Source organism: Providencia sp. PROV205 (genome assembly GCF_028479505.1).
Taxonomy (GTDB): domain Bacteria; phylum Pseudomonadota; class Gammaproteobacteria; order Enterobacterales; family Enterobacteriaceae; genus Providencia; species Providencia huaxiensis.
Map to the genome: position 1 here is coordinate 163,279 of NZ_JAMPNU010000005.1, position 13,735 is coordinate 177,013.

Sequence of the window (13,735 nt, forward strand, 5' to 3'; positions counted from 1 at the left end):
TATTTGGTTTTTTTATCAAATAGGCGTAAAATCCACATCCCTTAAAAACACTCTCTCATAAGAGTGAGTGCTGACTTGATATCAGATAGAGAATAACCATGTTTACACCAGAGCTTTTGTCCCCTGCCGGTTCTTTAAAAAACATGCGCTACGCTTTTGCGTATGGCGCAGATGCCGTTTATGCAGGCCAACCCCGTTACAGCTTACGCGTACGCAATAACGAATTTAATCACGAAAACTTAGCTAAAGGCATTCAAGAAGCCCATGAGCTGGGTAAAAAATTTTATGTGGTCGTGAATATTGCTCCCCATAATGCGAAATTAAAAACCTTCATTCGTGATTTAACCCCCGTCATTGAAATGGGCCCAGATGCACTGATTATGTCAGATCCTGGCCTTATTATGATGGTTCGTGAAGCGTTTCCTGAGATGGATATTCATTTATCTGTACAGGCGAATGCCGTTAACTGGGCATCCGTGAAGTTCTGGAAACAAATGGGCTTAACACGGGTGATTTTATCCCGCGAATTATCCCTCGAAGAAATTGCTGAAATTCGCCAACAAGTTCCTGAAATTGAACTTGAAGTTTTTGTCCATGGCGCCCTTTGTATGGCCTATTCAGGCCGTTGTTTACTTTCTGGTTACATTAATAAACGCGACCCAAATCAAGGGACTTGCACCAATGCTTGCCGCTGGGAATACAACGTACAAGAAGGTAAAGAAGATGATGTGGGTAATATTGTCCATGTGCATGAACCTATCCCTGTACAAAATGTGGCGCCAACCCTAGGTGCGGGTGCGCCAACAGATAAAGTCTTTATGATAGAAGAAGCCAAACGTCCAGGCGAATATATGACCGCCTTTGAAGATGAACACGGCACGTATATCATGAATTCGAAGGATTTGCGCGCAATTGAGCACGTTGAAAACCTAACAAAAATGGGCGTTCACTCATTAAAAATTGAAGGCCGTACAAAATCGTTTTATTACTGTGCACGTACTGCACAAGTCTATAGACGTGCAATTGACGATGCTGTTGCAGGAAAACCCTTTGACCCAACGTTGCTATCCACCTTAGAAGGTTTAGCACACCGTGGTTACACTGAAGGTTTCTTACGTCGCCACACCCATGATGCCTATCAAACTTATGAATATGGCTATTCGGTTTCTGAAACTCAACAATTTGTGGGGGAATTTACAGGGAAACGTGTCAATGGTATGGCTGAAGTTGATGTAAAAAACAAATTTAGCGTTGGTGACAGCCTAGAAATGATGACCCCTGCAGGGAATATTGTCTTTACCTTAGACGCCTTAACAAACCGCAAAGGCGAAGCAATTGATGTTGCACCTGGTAACGGCCATGTGGTTTATCTCCCTATCCCTGAAGATGTCGATGTTAACTTTGGTTTGTTGATCCGTAACCTAGCAGGCACAACGACCCGAGCTCCTCATCAAACTAAGGCAGAAAAACAAATTGCTGGCTAGTCACCACGCCTTTATTGTTAAATAATCTGCTAACTAAAAGCCAAAACTTCATCGTTTAATACTTTGATATTTTGGCTTTTTTTTACCTATAAAATGATATTATTTTTACTTTATATGCTTTTTCTTATATGAGAATTATTCGCGTTATTGACATTTTCATTAAAAAATGCACCGAATATCCAATTTTATGCAACAGATCACATCAATTGGTTATTCAATATCGTATAGTCACTCTCGAAAATGAAGAACTAGAAAGTCATAAAATAAGACTAGGAACCACCTCCTTGGCTGGCTCAATCTCCCTTGAGCTAGCCATTTCTTTTATCTGCGATTTGCATTTCATTTCTCTTACCAACGCTTTTTCTGCAAAAAAACAAAAAAAGCGCATCCCTATTTTGTTAATCCATTTATACTCATTTTAACGAATATTGACGTACGTTAAGCCGAATGGATGGGTATTTATGAATCAATATAAGTCAGCTATGATTATCCTTAATGGTAAGCAAGCAAATCACGTTGAGCTGCGAAAAGCCATTACTCACTTGCGTAAAGAAGGCCATCAAATTCAAGTCCGTATTCCTTGGGAGATGGATGATACGTATTATTTTATTTCTCAGGCGATAAAACACGGTATTGATACCATCATTGCGGCTGGAGGTGACGGTACTGTAAATGCCGTTGCCAGTACTTTAATGAAGTTCCCTAGCGAGTCTCGCCCTGTTTTAGGTATTCTTCCGATGGGCACGGCAAATGACTTCGCCACCAGCGCAAATATTCCAATAGATATTGAAGCCGCCTTAGCACTCTCATTAAAAGGGAAATCTGTCCCCATTGATATTGCGCAAGTCAATGAACAGTATTACTTCCTCAATATGGCCACTGGCGGCTTTGGGACGCGTATTACCACTGAAACACCTGAAGCACTAAAATCGGCATTAGGCGGTGCAGCTTATGTGATAAACGGCTTACTGCGCCCTGACACGCTGAAAACAGATATTTGCCATATTGAGGGGGAAAACTTTAGTTGGGAGGGTGAAACGTTAGTCATCGCGGTTGGAAATGGCCGCCAAGCGGGCGGAGGGCAACAACTGACACCGCAAGCACTCATTAATGATGGCACACTAAACTTACTGATTATTCCTGCAAGGGATGTCATACCGGCATTTTTATCGAATTTATTTTCAACCGATAAAAACGAGCACTTGGTCGAAAAGCCATTATCATGGATAAAAATTTCATCACCTCACGATATGATCTTAAACCTAGATGGCGAGCCATTATCGGGAGACACCTTTACCTTCACTGTGCAGCCAAATGCCATTCAGTGTCGGTTACCTCCCCAATGTAACTTATTGGCTTAAAACACGTCATGAAAGCCCTTGTATTCAGGGCTTTCAGTCTTTAAAGGCTACCACCATGCGTGGAAGTGATGAACCGGGCCAATCCCCTTCCCGACTTCTAAGCTATCCGCTTGTTCCAAAGCAGCTTGTAAATAAGCTTTCGCCTGTGTTACAGCGTCTTGCCAATCTGCACAACGAGGGCGCAATGCAGCCAAAGCCGCTGACAAAGTACACCCTGTCCCATGAGTGTTTTTAGTCTTTATGCGAATAGAGGTAAAACGCCATTCACCCTCTGGCGTGATTAGCCAATCGGGGCTTTCAGCATCACTTAGGTGCCCGCCTTTCATCAATACCGCTTGGCAACCTTTTTCAAGTAATTTATACCCCTGGCTCAACATTTGGCTTTCCGTTTGTGCGACTTTTTCATCTAACAATACCGCTGCCTCAGGTAGGTTCGGTGTAATAATCGAAACAAGGGGTAATAGTTGTTGGCGTAGCGCATCAACTGCATCCGGTAATAATAACGGGTCACCACTTTTAGCCACCATTACCGTATCCAATACCACATACGGAATTGGATACTGTTTCAACGCATTCGCCACTACCGCGATATTACTTTGGTTAAATAACATGCCGATTTTTGCGCTATCAATTCGCACATCACTGAGGACTGAGTCTAATTGTGCCGCCACAAATTCAGGAGGTAAGTCTTGGACAGATTGCACGCCTTGGGTATTTTGAGCCACCAATGCCGTCATCACACTCGTACCATAAGCCTCTAATGCAGAGAAAGTTTTTAAATCCGCCTGAATACCCGCCCCACCCGATGGGTCTGTTCCGGCGATAGTTAACGCATTGATCCTCATGAGTGACTCCCCTTTTCAGCTAAAGCAATTGAATAGATTGATAAGCGAGGTTTACTGAAATCATTTTAAATCAAACAATAAAACCGCATTGATTGTCTCATAACATTTAACAAATACCAGAGGTTAGTGAATGAATTTTAATGACTTAGATAAAAAGAGGGAATATCTCACATAGGAAAAATTAGCATGGCTTATAAGTACACATTAGGCAAATGAATGTTACCCACACCTCGCGATTGTAACTGTTGAGCAAATGCCTCCACTTCCGTTTGGGTTGCCGCAGGCCAGTTAGCGGCTTCATTTTTAACCCCATGTTGCTGGAAGGCGTTAATTTTTATCCGTGTGTTTTCAGGGAGTTTATTTAAAAAATCAGCAAGTTTATCAATATGTTCTTGGTAATCTGTTTGCTGAGGAATATACAATAAACGCAATTCATATAATTTCCCCGCTTGGGCCAGAAATTGAACCGATTGAAAAACACGTTGGTTATCTTTTCCTGTTAATCTTAATGCGCACTCATCACCCCATGATTTTAAGTCAATCATCACGCCATCCGTATACTCAATCACTTTATTCCACCCTGCAGAAGCAAGGTGTCCATTACTGTCAATAAAGCAGGTTAAATGCTTGAGTTCCGGTGCCGCTTTAATCGCTTTAAACAATTCAATAATAAAGGGTAATTGTGTTGTTGCCTCTCCGCCACTGACGGTTACACCATTCAGGAAAGCAACATTTTTCTTTAAGTCATTGAGGGCATCATTAACACTTAATGATACGGTCATCGGGCTTGAATTCTTAGTGCACGTCTGCAAACAAGTATCGCAGAGCTGGCAAGCATCGCTATCCCATACCACCTTGCCGTCAACAAACGATAACCCATTGTGAGGACAGGTTAAAACACAGTCCCCACAATGGTCGCAGAGCGACATGGTATATGGATTATGGCAATTCAGACAACGTAAGTTGCAACCTTGCAAAAAAATAACATGTCGATTACCCGGCCCATCTACGCAGGAAAAAGGAATAACCTTATTCAGCGTAGCGCATCGATTGCTCATTGCTGATGACTCGCTGCTGACGGGCTGTAATTTTACAGTTCTTAGTCGCCTCTTCACCTAACCAGGTAGTATTGCTTCTAGAACCTTGCTCTTTATATTTCTCTATATCTGATAAACGCACCATATAGCCCGTAACGCGAACTAAATCATTACTTGCCACATTTGCAGTAAACTCACGCATTCCACAACTAAACGCCCCTTTACATAATTGCATTAAGGCTTGCGGGTTCTGCTTAATCGTTTCGTCAATGGTTAAAATGTCACTGATCCCAGACAAATAGTGTTTGTGATGGGGAGCTACCGCTTGAATGTGTGACACCGGGTCTGGTTCTTCACCGTATGGAATACGAGCCCCCGGTGTTGTCCCGATATCCGAGCTGATCCCTGATTGAGCATGGAGCATCGCTCGGCCTTTATAGCCATACTTAACGGGGGTCGTTTCAACAAAGTCAGCTAGCTGCTCGCTGATTTGATAAGACAATGGCAAGGCCGGTGAATTTGCCTGATACTGGCCTTTCATTCCGTCTTTTTCCATCAGGATGTTCACAGCTTCTGCTAAACCGTAAATACCAAACATAGGGGCAAAACGTTCAGGCTCAATTAACCCTTCTTGCACAAGAAAGCTGGTTTGGAAGAAATTAGACTCCTCAAATAAAAATGCGCTACGTGTTTCAATGAGTTCCATTTGTAACTCACAATATTTTTTCAATTGCACATTTAAAAAATCGGCTGAATTTTGACTGCGTAATGCAACTTCACGTAAATTAATACGAACTAAAGTACTTCCCCCACCCGCAACGGGCAACGCATTATAACAACTGACAATACCGTAACCTTGTTCATCAAATGCCGCACTATGAATGATATCATTTGCAATATGCGGTTTACTGCATTCACAAATGCTTTCAATCGCTTGTAAGAAAAGTGACTCCGGTGTGCGCTGTGGATGATAAACAAATGTCAGATTAGGTGCGACTTGTTTCAGTTCCGCATCAATGCGTAAAATCAAGCGGCAAATAACGTTGTCATCCGGGCCAATATTGGCATGCATGAAGGCATCGGGCAGTGTTCGGTCTAACTGTATCCAAAACCTTTTTAACTTTGGATACAGCTGTTCTTCTGTCAACTCCCCCACATATGGCATGAGAAGTTTATCTAAATACCCTAAAAATACTGGGAAATTGGTTACCGACGGCACATGATGATACAAAATCATCAGATGATTAAGTGCGTCATCAAAATCCTCTGCGGGGGCTAATTCTAAGTATACCGAACCTTGTTTGAGGTATTTTACGTAGTCAGGCAATACATAACGTGGCTTATACGGAGCATTTCCTTCATACATATCACAAATAACACGTTCATCTAACGCATCAGCAAGGGGCTGGCTCATTGCAAGATATGGAATATGGCTATCTGCCTCTGCCGCTAAAAAATTGGCTTTTTGTTTTGGTGATAATATTTTGTCTGTGGCGATAGCCAAGCATTTAGCTTGGTACTCAGTCAGTGGTTCTTGGCGTTTCATCATGGTGACGTTCCTTTTTTAGTTAGAAGCCAAGGTAATTCACAGCAATATATATGCCATAAACCTTTAAAGACTAGCTCCTAGCCGTGTTGACATACCGCAGCTTATACCTGCCGCCTATGTGATCCATTTCATCTCATTGAGACAAGTCATTATTTGATGTGCGTCATACTTTTTGGATTTGTTTGCACGCTATTTTTCATAAATGTCTGCTCTATCAACATGACTAGTCGCAATCACCTAGATAATAAAAAATATCTTTCTATTACATAACGTTAACTACAAAAATAATGAATGGCACTTTATTTTTCTTATTCTTTTAAAAATCCCTCTCGTCTTCTCTCATCGAAAAATCGTCTTATCCAACCTGAAAATGAAACACCTCGTCTGTTATCAGCTACTTTAGGAGTATTAGCCTATTCAACAACTAATTTGATACGTTATTATTTAATCAGATAATCGGTTATCTCACATAAAAACAGGCAAAATTAAACGGTTCTAATATGACCAGCCAGTTATTATCCTCAATTATGTAATAAATACTGTTATATTATATGTATCTTAATTAAAATAATTCCGCTCAAAATTATAATAATAATGCTAATCTGATAATCATTAGCGAGCTAATCATCATTTTTATATCTGCGATACAGAACTGGATTTACAATGAGAGTTTATAAAAACATACAGTTGGCCGTAGGTGCATCGTTACTCATGAGCACCTCAATCTGCATATCATCGCCTGCCATTGCTCAAGAGCAATCGGAAAATTTATGGGATAAATTTAAAGGCAATGTCAGTACCACGTGGGACTCAGACAAATATGAGCTATACATTCCCGCGGTGACTTGGCACAACCGTGCAATGTACGACAAGAAAAAAACGGATGAATATAATGAGCGCCCTTGGGGTCTGGGCTTTGGTAAATATCGTTATGATGAAGATAATGACTGGCATGCTATCTATGCAATGGCATTCAAAGATTCACATAATGATTGGGAGCCAATTGCTGGTTATGCATTCCAAAAAATGTGGATCCCGGGAGATATTGATGGTTTCCGTATGGGAGCAGGCTTCACTCTGAGCGTCACTGCCCGTAAGGATATGTTTTATATTCCGATCCCTGCACCACTCCCTCTGGTATCAGTGGAATATGATAGACTTTCACTGCAAGCCACCTACATTCCGGGGACTTATAATAACGGCAACGTATTATTCGCTTGGTTACGTTGGCAATGGTGACCTAGCCATCTCATGGCTATATAAAATTTCATGGCTGTATAAAAAGGCCGGTGGGAATACCCTACCGGCCTTTTTTATAAGAAAAAAATAAATTTAACTTAGTTGTTGGCTTTTAGCTAAATCTTGCTTTTTAGCCCCTGAGAATTGATACCCAACCCACAGAACAGCTACCCACAATGGCATAATTAATACCGAGATACGCAAACCGTCCATTGTCAGGATAATCCCTAAAATCAACAGTAAGAACGCTAAACACAAATAGTTTCCAAATGGATACCAAATGCTCTTAAATTTCGTTTCGACACCTTGCTTGTTCATTGCTGCTCTGAACTTCAAATTTGAAACACAAATCATAATCCAGTTTAAAACTAACGTCGTCACAACTAATGACATTAACAATTCGAAAGCTTTACCTTCCATCAAAAAGTTAATTAAAATACCACCAGACGTCGCAACACCAGAAACAAATAATGCCATGACTGGTACGCCACCTTTATTCACTTTTGCAAGAAATTTAGGTGCATTACTTTGTTGTGCCAAGCCATACAGCATGCGACTTGTCGCATAAGCTCCGCTGTTATACACAGACAATGCAGCGATTAAAATGACAACGTTCAACGAATTAGCAACCAGTAAGTCCCCTAATTCATGGAAAATTAATACAAATGGGCTTGTTTCGCCGTCAAGATCAACCCATGGATACAAAGCTAACAGTACCGCTAACGAGCCAATATAAAAAATTAAGATACGGTATACAACTTGGTTAATCGCTTTTGGAATGCTTTTATCTGGGTCTTCTGCCTCTGCAGCTGTAATACCGACCAGTTCTAACCCCCCAAATGAAAACATAATAATTGCTAACGCCATTATTAGCCCATTAAAGCCATTAGCAAAGAAACCGCCGTGCTCCCATAAGTTACTCACTTTCGCTTGTGGGCCACCATGGCCGCTGAGTAATAAGTAGCAACCAAAAATAATCATCGCAACGACTGCAATAACTTTAATTAATGCAAACCAGAACTCAGTCTCACCATAAGAGCGTACATTAATCAAATTAACTGCATTTACCGCAATAAAAAACACCGCGGCAGAAACCCATATAGGGAGTTCCGGCCACCAATGTTGCATATATTTGCCGGCAGCGGTCAGTTCGGTCATCCCAACGAGAATAAACATGAACCAATAGTTCCACCCCGAAAGAAACCCTGCAAAACCACCCCAATACTTAAATGCAAAATGGCTAAACGAACCCGCCACAGGTTCCTGAACAATCATTTCGCCCAACTGACGCATAATCAGGAAAGCAATAAACCCACACAGCGCATAACCCAGTAAAACTGACGGCCCTGCCATTTGTATGGTTGTTGCTATTCCGAGGAATAACCCTGTACCAACAGCACCTCCCAATGCAATCAATTGGATATGCCTGTTTTTTAATCCCCGCTTTAGCGTCTGTTGCTGTTGCGCCATAACTTTACCCTTTTGTCCCCTTACTTGTTTTTTATCTTCCAAAATAATGATAATGACACAAGTTTATTTGAATTTTCTTATTAACACTACATTCTTCTGGTGCCGTTTTCAGCATTTTGTACGACCCCAAAACAGATGCTATTAATTATTTTTTTCATCACATAGCAAAATGATACCGCAGGATGGTTACCCCGATTCAATATCATGGATTGAGCATTAAAAAGCAAATTCAAAATGGTAACAAGTCAGTCACACGACAAATACCAAAAATAAAGTTTTCACCACCCTGATCACACAGGTTATCCATCGCTAAAAGATAGAAAAAAATACAAGCCAAAACTGCACTTACAGCAATAATTAATTTACGACCAAACACAGACAATTCCTTCATATTTCTATGATGATTTTATTTTTCAAATGATTACAATATTAAGATACTGCCATTTTATGATTGGTATCACTTATGGCATTGCATATAATGCGTTTATAAAAGAAATGGTACTCTAATTTAGAGCATCAAATTTGAGGAAAATATGCAATTGACCTCTTTTTACAAAAATCTGCTCATTTTAGGTGCTATTGGTTACTAACTTATTCTGATTGTGCTTTTTTTACCCTAAAAATGGGAAATACCGCACAAGCAGCCTTTGTCATGATGAAATGAAGTTGTGTATACTTCTGCTACCGTAAAACTAGAAAACATTTGAGATGCCACAAGATAACCACTTAGCACTTGTTTATGCTTTGAGTAAATGGATAGAAGAACACTTAGGGCGCGTGATCCACTTAGAAGAGCTCGCGGCTTATTCAGGCTATTCACTTTGGCATATGCAAAAAATCTTTAAAGAAGTCACAGGGATTTCACTGGGTAAATACATCCGTCAACGCCGCCTTGCAGGTGCGGTCAACTTACTCCGTAATAGTAACCAGTCCATTTTCGATATTGCACTGGATTTTGGTTTTGGGTCTCAGTCCCACTTTACCTATATGTTCCGCAAAGAATATGGCATCACGCCATTTGATTTTAGACAGAATGACCAAATCCAATTAGATGTTAAGCAACCGCTCCATCTAATTCATAATTATGAGTGAGAATATTTTAGCCGCATTAACCTATTGATTAACATAATAATGCTATAAAACATTGTCATTTCAACTTTTGACTATTGAACAGAGTTCCTGCTTTACATTCTGTTCAATTTCACATCAAACACGCATTATTCTAATGCAACTAAAGTTATAACTATTTGTATAATTTACATTCTGAATAATTAGAGTAAGGTATTGGCAGAAAGCACGAACTTTAGGAGGCATTGGATGTCAATCAAACTGGTCGCCATTGATTTAGATGGCACATTACTTAACTCCCAACACCAAATATCTCCCGTAGTAAAAGAGGCTATCACGCAGGCTAAGCAAAAAGGTGTCCATATTATTTTAGCCTCGGGCCGACCATTTTCTGGTATATCTCCTTACCTACGAGAATTAGATTTAAATACAACGGATAACTATTGTATTAGTAATAATGGTAGCGTCATTCACCAAGCCAATGATGGCAGCCATCTCGCAGAGAATTTGTTAGATTTCGCTGACTTCCAATATTTTGAGGAACTCGCAAGAAATGTCGGGGTTCACATGCATGCTCTCGCGGATAATTGCATGTTCACGGCTAACCGCCATATTAGTCACTATACGGTCGCAGACGCCTATTTAACTCACACACCACTCATCTATTGCCCTGTTAATGAGATGGACTCTTCTCTAGAATTTACTAAGTTTATGATAATTGACCACCCAGAAAAATTAGATATTGGTATCAGCTATATTCCAGAGAATGTCTTCGATAATTACGCTTTAACCCGAACAAGTCCGTATTTCCTTGAGGTCTCAAATAAAACGGCGAATAAAGGGACTGCGTTACAATGTATTTGTGAAAAGTTGGGTATTACACCTGACAAAGTCATGAGTATTGGTGACCAAAATAATGATATCCAAATGCTGCAATACGCCAGTGTTTCTGTCGCAATGGGCAATGCGTTAGAACCCATTCGCCAAATGGTGAAATTTGTCACTACGACTAATGATGAAGATGGCGTAGCCGTCGCCATCAATAAATTTATTAATGTGTAGCCACAGAAAAATTTGCTATCAACATGATGTCCATGGCAGCGCCTACACTCGTTCACGCTGCCACTTTTAGCCGCTTACTGTTTTTTGCCTAGTCGCTAAAAAGCAAATGACCGACCCCATGGTCACCATTAATACACCTTGCCAAAAACTTAACGTTAATGTAGTGCTTAACAATATTGATGCGAATGCTGTCGAAATAACGGGGGTAAAATAAGAAAGCGTTCCTAAAAAAGCCACATTTCCCTTGATAACCGCAAATGTCCACAATGCATTCGCTCCACCAGTCGCTATTGAGGCAATGAGTAATAATAACAGGCTTTGGCTATTGATAATAAACGGTGTCGGTGTACTGAAAAAATACAGTATCCATAACCCAATAGAGGTCATGATAAAGAATAATACCATCCCATTATGGCCACCAGAAATACGCTTAGTCACATTGCTGTAGAATGACCAAACAATAGCCCCGATAAAAGCTAAAAAATAACACAGTGGATTACTTTGAATATTTGCCAAAATAGTTTGTACCGATAATGGCTGATTTCCTGAAATTACCCAAATCAGTCCCATAAAAGCTAAAACTAACCCTGCCCCCAATAATAAAGTGAAACGCTGACGGTTAAAAAACACAGCAAGTGCGATAGTAAAACTTGGCCACAAATAATTCACCATACCCAGTTCAATCGCTTGTTGCCGACTATTAGCTAAACCTAACGCTAGTACAAAACAAATTTCATAGCTAACAAATAGTATTGTTCCCCAAAGTAAATAGCGTTTAGGATATTTCGTTATTTTTGGTACTCCCATGGCAAGTACTAATACCAGTGAACCAACCGTATAGACTAATGCGGCGCCACCTACTGGTCCAAAGTTTTCACTTACACTGCGGATCAGCCCTACCATTGTGCTCCACAACAAGATCGAAATAACCCCATACAGCGTTGCGGCATACTGATTCAATTTCATAACTCTCTCAGCTATTTAGTTTCGAAAATGATATTCATTGTAATAATACATTCATTTTACCATCTAAAAAAACCTTATAGCTCAAACAATTATAATGCAAGCGTTTATTTTTAGTAAATATTGATAATATGTCATAAAAAAATTCTCAGGCTATCACCTAAGAATTTTATGATTTAAAACTTTTGTATTAGCGAGATGTTTCTTTCTCAACCCACTTATCAACTTCTTCTTTTTCCCATATCCCTTCTTCAAATTGTTTCTTTAATTCAGGATGCTGATTGATATCAAAAGTTGGTATTTTACCTGCAACTAACTGCTGGTTATAATCTTTAGCAAGTTTAAAAGCGATACCTGATAATAGAAGGATCGCGATTAAATTAGTTATCGCCATTAGACCCATCGATAAGTCTGCAAGTTTCCAAATAAATGGCATTTCTGCAAGCGCACCAAACATCACCATACCTAATGCAGCTAAACGGAAAATAAATAAACCCGCCGTATGATTATTCTCTAAAAAAATCATATTGCTTTCGGCATAAGCATAATTAGCAATAATTGACGTAAATGCAAAAAAGAAGATAGCTATCGCAATAAATGTACTTCCCCAACTACCGACGGCAGAAGAAAGAGCAAGTTGTGTCAATTCAATACCATTGATGTTGTCCATTCCACTTTCTAATACACCAGATGATAAAATAATAATTGCTGTCGCACTGCAAATAACGATGGTGTCCATAAAAACACCAAGCATCTGTACATACCCTTGTGATGCAGGATGTGGAGGATAAGGTGCTGCCGATGCCGCTGCATTTGGTGCAGACCCCATTCCAGCCTCATTAGAGAACAATCCCCGCTGAATTCCTTGTGTCATCGCCTGAGCAACACCATAACCAACAGCCCCGCCAGCCGCCTCTTGCAAACCAAATGCATTTCGGATTATCAGCATAAAAACTTCAGGTAATCGTTCGATATGGTGCCCAACAACCCAAAACGCCAATAGTAAATAGGCTAACGCCATAACAGGAACAACTAATTCAGCAACCTTCGCAATGGATTTCAATCCACCAAAAATAATGATTCCGCTTAATAAAACTAAGCCAATGCCAACATAAATTGGATTGAAATCAAAGGCGACTGCGGTTGCTTGAGCAATAGAGTTAGCTTGTACTGCATTAAATACTAAACCAAAAGCAATAATCAGAAAAATTGAAAATAACACGCCCATCCAGCGTTGGTTTAAGCCTTTTTGCATATAATATGACGGCCCACCTCGATAATTTCCTTTATCATCTTTGGTTTTGTATAACTGTGCTAAAGTACATTCAATAAAAGAGGTTGCCATTCCCAATAAAGCAACAATCCACATCCAAAAAATAGCCCCAGGCCCGCCTGCTGTTAGGGCAATAGCTACCCCAGTTAAATTTCCTGTACCGACCCTAGCGGCTAAACTTGTACATAATGCCTGAAAAGATGAAATACCTGCGCTATCAGACTGTTTACTGTTTTTTAAGACACTAAACATATGGCCAAAATGCCTAATTTGAATAAAACCAGATCGAAGGGTAAAATATAGACCAGCTCCCAGTAATAAATAAATAAGTAAAGAACCCCAAATGAAATTAGTTATTGAGTTTATAAATTCTATCAAATTACA

12 protein-coding genes are annotated in these 13,735 nt (G+C 40.0%); 5 read left to right on the top strand and 7 right to left on the bottom strand.

What is annotated here, in order from left to right; all coding sequences use genetic code 11:
* The first annotated feature begins 98 nt into the window (after window positions 1-98).
* Together trhP and yegS are read left to right on the top strand one after the other, a co-directional pair.
* Window positions 99-1,484: a prephenate-dependent tRNA uridine(34) hydroxylase TrhP gene (trhP, locus tag PR800_RS05740; protein WP_272530376.1), complete on the top strand. Its 1,386-nt coding sequence runs from the start codon at window positions 99-101 to the stop codon at window positions 1,482-1,484.
* A 461-nt stretch (window positions 1,485-1,945) separates the two neighbouring features.
* Window positions 1,946-2,845 (top strand): lipid kinase YegS, encoded by a 900-nt coding sequence (gene yegS, locus PR800_RS05745; RefSeq protein ID WP_166264764.1) that lies wholly within the window; start codon window positions 1,946-1,948, stop codon window positions 2,843-2,845.
* A 47-nt stretch (window positions 2,846-2,892) separates the two neighbouring features.
* Here yegS and thiD read toward each other — a convergent pair whose 3' ends face one another.
* The 3 genes from thiD to PR800_RS05760 all read right to left on the bottom strand — a co-directional run bounded on the left by thiD (window position 2,893) and on the right by PR800_RS05760 (window position 6,276).
* Window positions 2,893-3,690: a bifunctional hydroxymethylpyrimidine kinase/phosphomethylpyrimidine kinase gene (gene thiD / locus PR800_RS05750; protein WP_102139810.1), complete on the bottom strand. Its 798-nt coding sequence runs from the start codon at window positions 3,688-3,690 to the stop codon at window positions 2,893-2,895.
* A 191-nt stretch (window positions 3,691-3,881) separates the two neighbouring features.
* On the bottom strand, window positions 3,882-4,748 hold the full coding sequence (locus PR800_RS05755; protein ID WP_166264762.1) for a YjjW family glycine radical enzyme activase: 867 nt from the start codon (window positions 4,746-4,748) through the stop codon (window positions 3,882-3,884).
* The gene (locus PR800_RS05760; protein ID WP_272530378.1) at window positions 4,720-6,276 is read right to left on the bottom strand and encodes a YjjI family glycine radical enzyme; all 1,557 of its coding nucleotides are present in this window, start codon (window positions 6,274-6,276) and stop codon (window positions 4,720-4,722) included. The genes PR800_RS05755 and PR800_RS05760 overlap by 29 nt, the downstream gene beginning before the upstream one ends.
* A 663-nt stretch (window positions 6,277-6,939) precedes the next feature.
* On the opposite strand from PR800_RS05760, the gene pagP reads away from it, so the two are divergent.
* Entirely contained in the window at window positions 6,940-7,515 is a 576-nt protein-coding gene (gene pagP / locus PR800_RS05765; RefSeq protein WP_272530380.1) for a lipid IV(A) palmitoyltransferase PagP, read from the top strand.
* A 93-nt stretch (window positions 7,516-7,608) separates the two neighbouring features.
* Here pagP and PR800_RS05770 read toward each other — a convergent pair whose 3' ends face one another.
* Window positions 7,609-8,985, bottom strand: coding sequence for an amino acid permease (locus PR800_RS05770; RefSeq protein WP_102139806.1), 1,377 nt, complete (start codon window positions 8,983-8,985; stop codon window positions 7,609-7,611).
* A gap of 229 nt (window positions 8,986-9,214) precedes the next feature.
* Complete coding sequence (gene mgrB, locus PR800_RS05775; RefSeq protein ID WP_229597447.1) at window positions 9,215-9,361, bottom strand: PhoP/PhoQ regulator MgrB; 147 nt, start codon at window positions 9,359-9,361, stop codon at window positions 9,215-9,217.
* A gap of 332 nt (window positions 9,362-9,693) precedes the next feature.
* On the opposite strand from mgrB, the gene PR800_RS05780 reads away from it, so the two are divergent.
* Both PR800_RS05780 and yidA read left to right on the top strand, forming a co-directional pair.
* Entirely contained in the window at window positions 9,694-10,077 is a 384-nt protein-coding gene (locus PR800_RS05780; protein WP_004253477.1) for a helix-turn-helix domain-containing protein, read from the top strand.
* Between the two features lie 225 nt (window positions 10,078-10,302).
* Window positions 10,303-11,115, top strand: coding sequence for a sugar-phosphatase (gene yidA, locus PR800_RS05785; protein ID WP_210842923.1), 813 nt, complete (start codon window positions 10,303-10,305; stop codon window positions 11,113-11,115).
* 66 nt (window positions 11,116-11,181) lie between these two features.
* On the opposite strand, the gene yddG is transcribed toward yidA, so the two are convergent.
* Window positions 11,182-12,081: an aromatic amino acid DMT transporter YddG gene (gene yddG, locus PR800_RS05790; RefSeq protein ID WP_102139803.1), complete on the bottom strand. Its 900-nt coding sequence runs from the start codon at window positions 12,079-12,081 to the stop codon at window positions 11,182-11,184.
* Window positions 12,082-12,268: 187 nt separating this feature from the next.
* The gene (locus PR800_RS05795; protein ID WP_210848011.1) at window positions 12,269-13,729 is read right to left on the bottom strand and encodes an alanine/glycine:cation symporter family protein; all 1,461 of its coding nucleotides are present in this window, start codon (window positions 13,727-13,729) and stop codon (window positions 12,269-12,271) included.
* Window positions 13,730-13,735 lie beyond the last annotated feature (6 nt).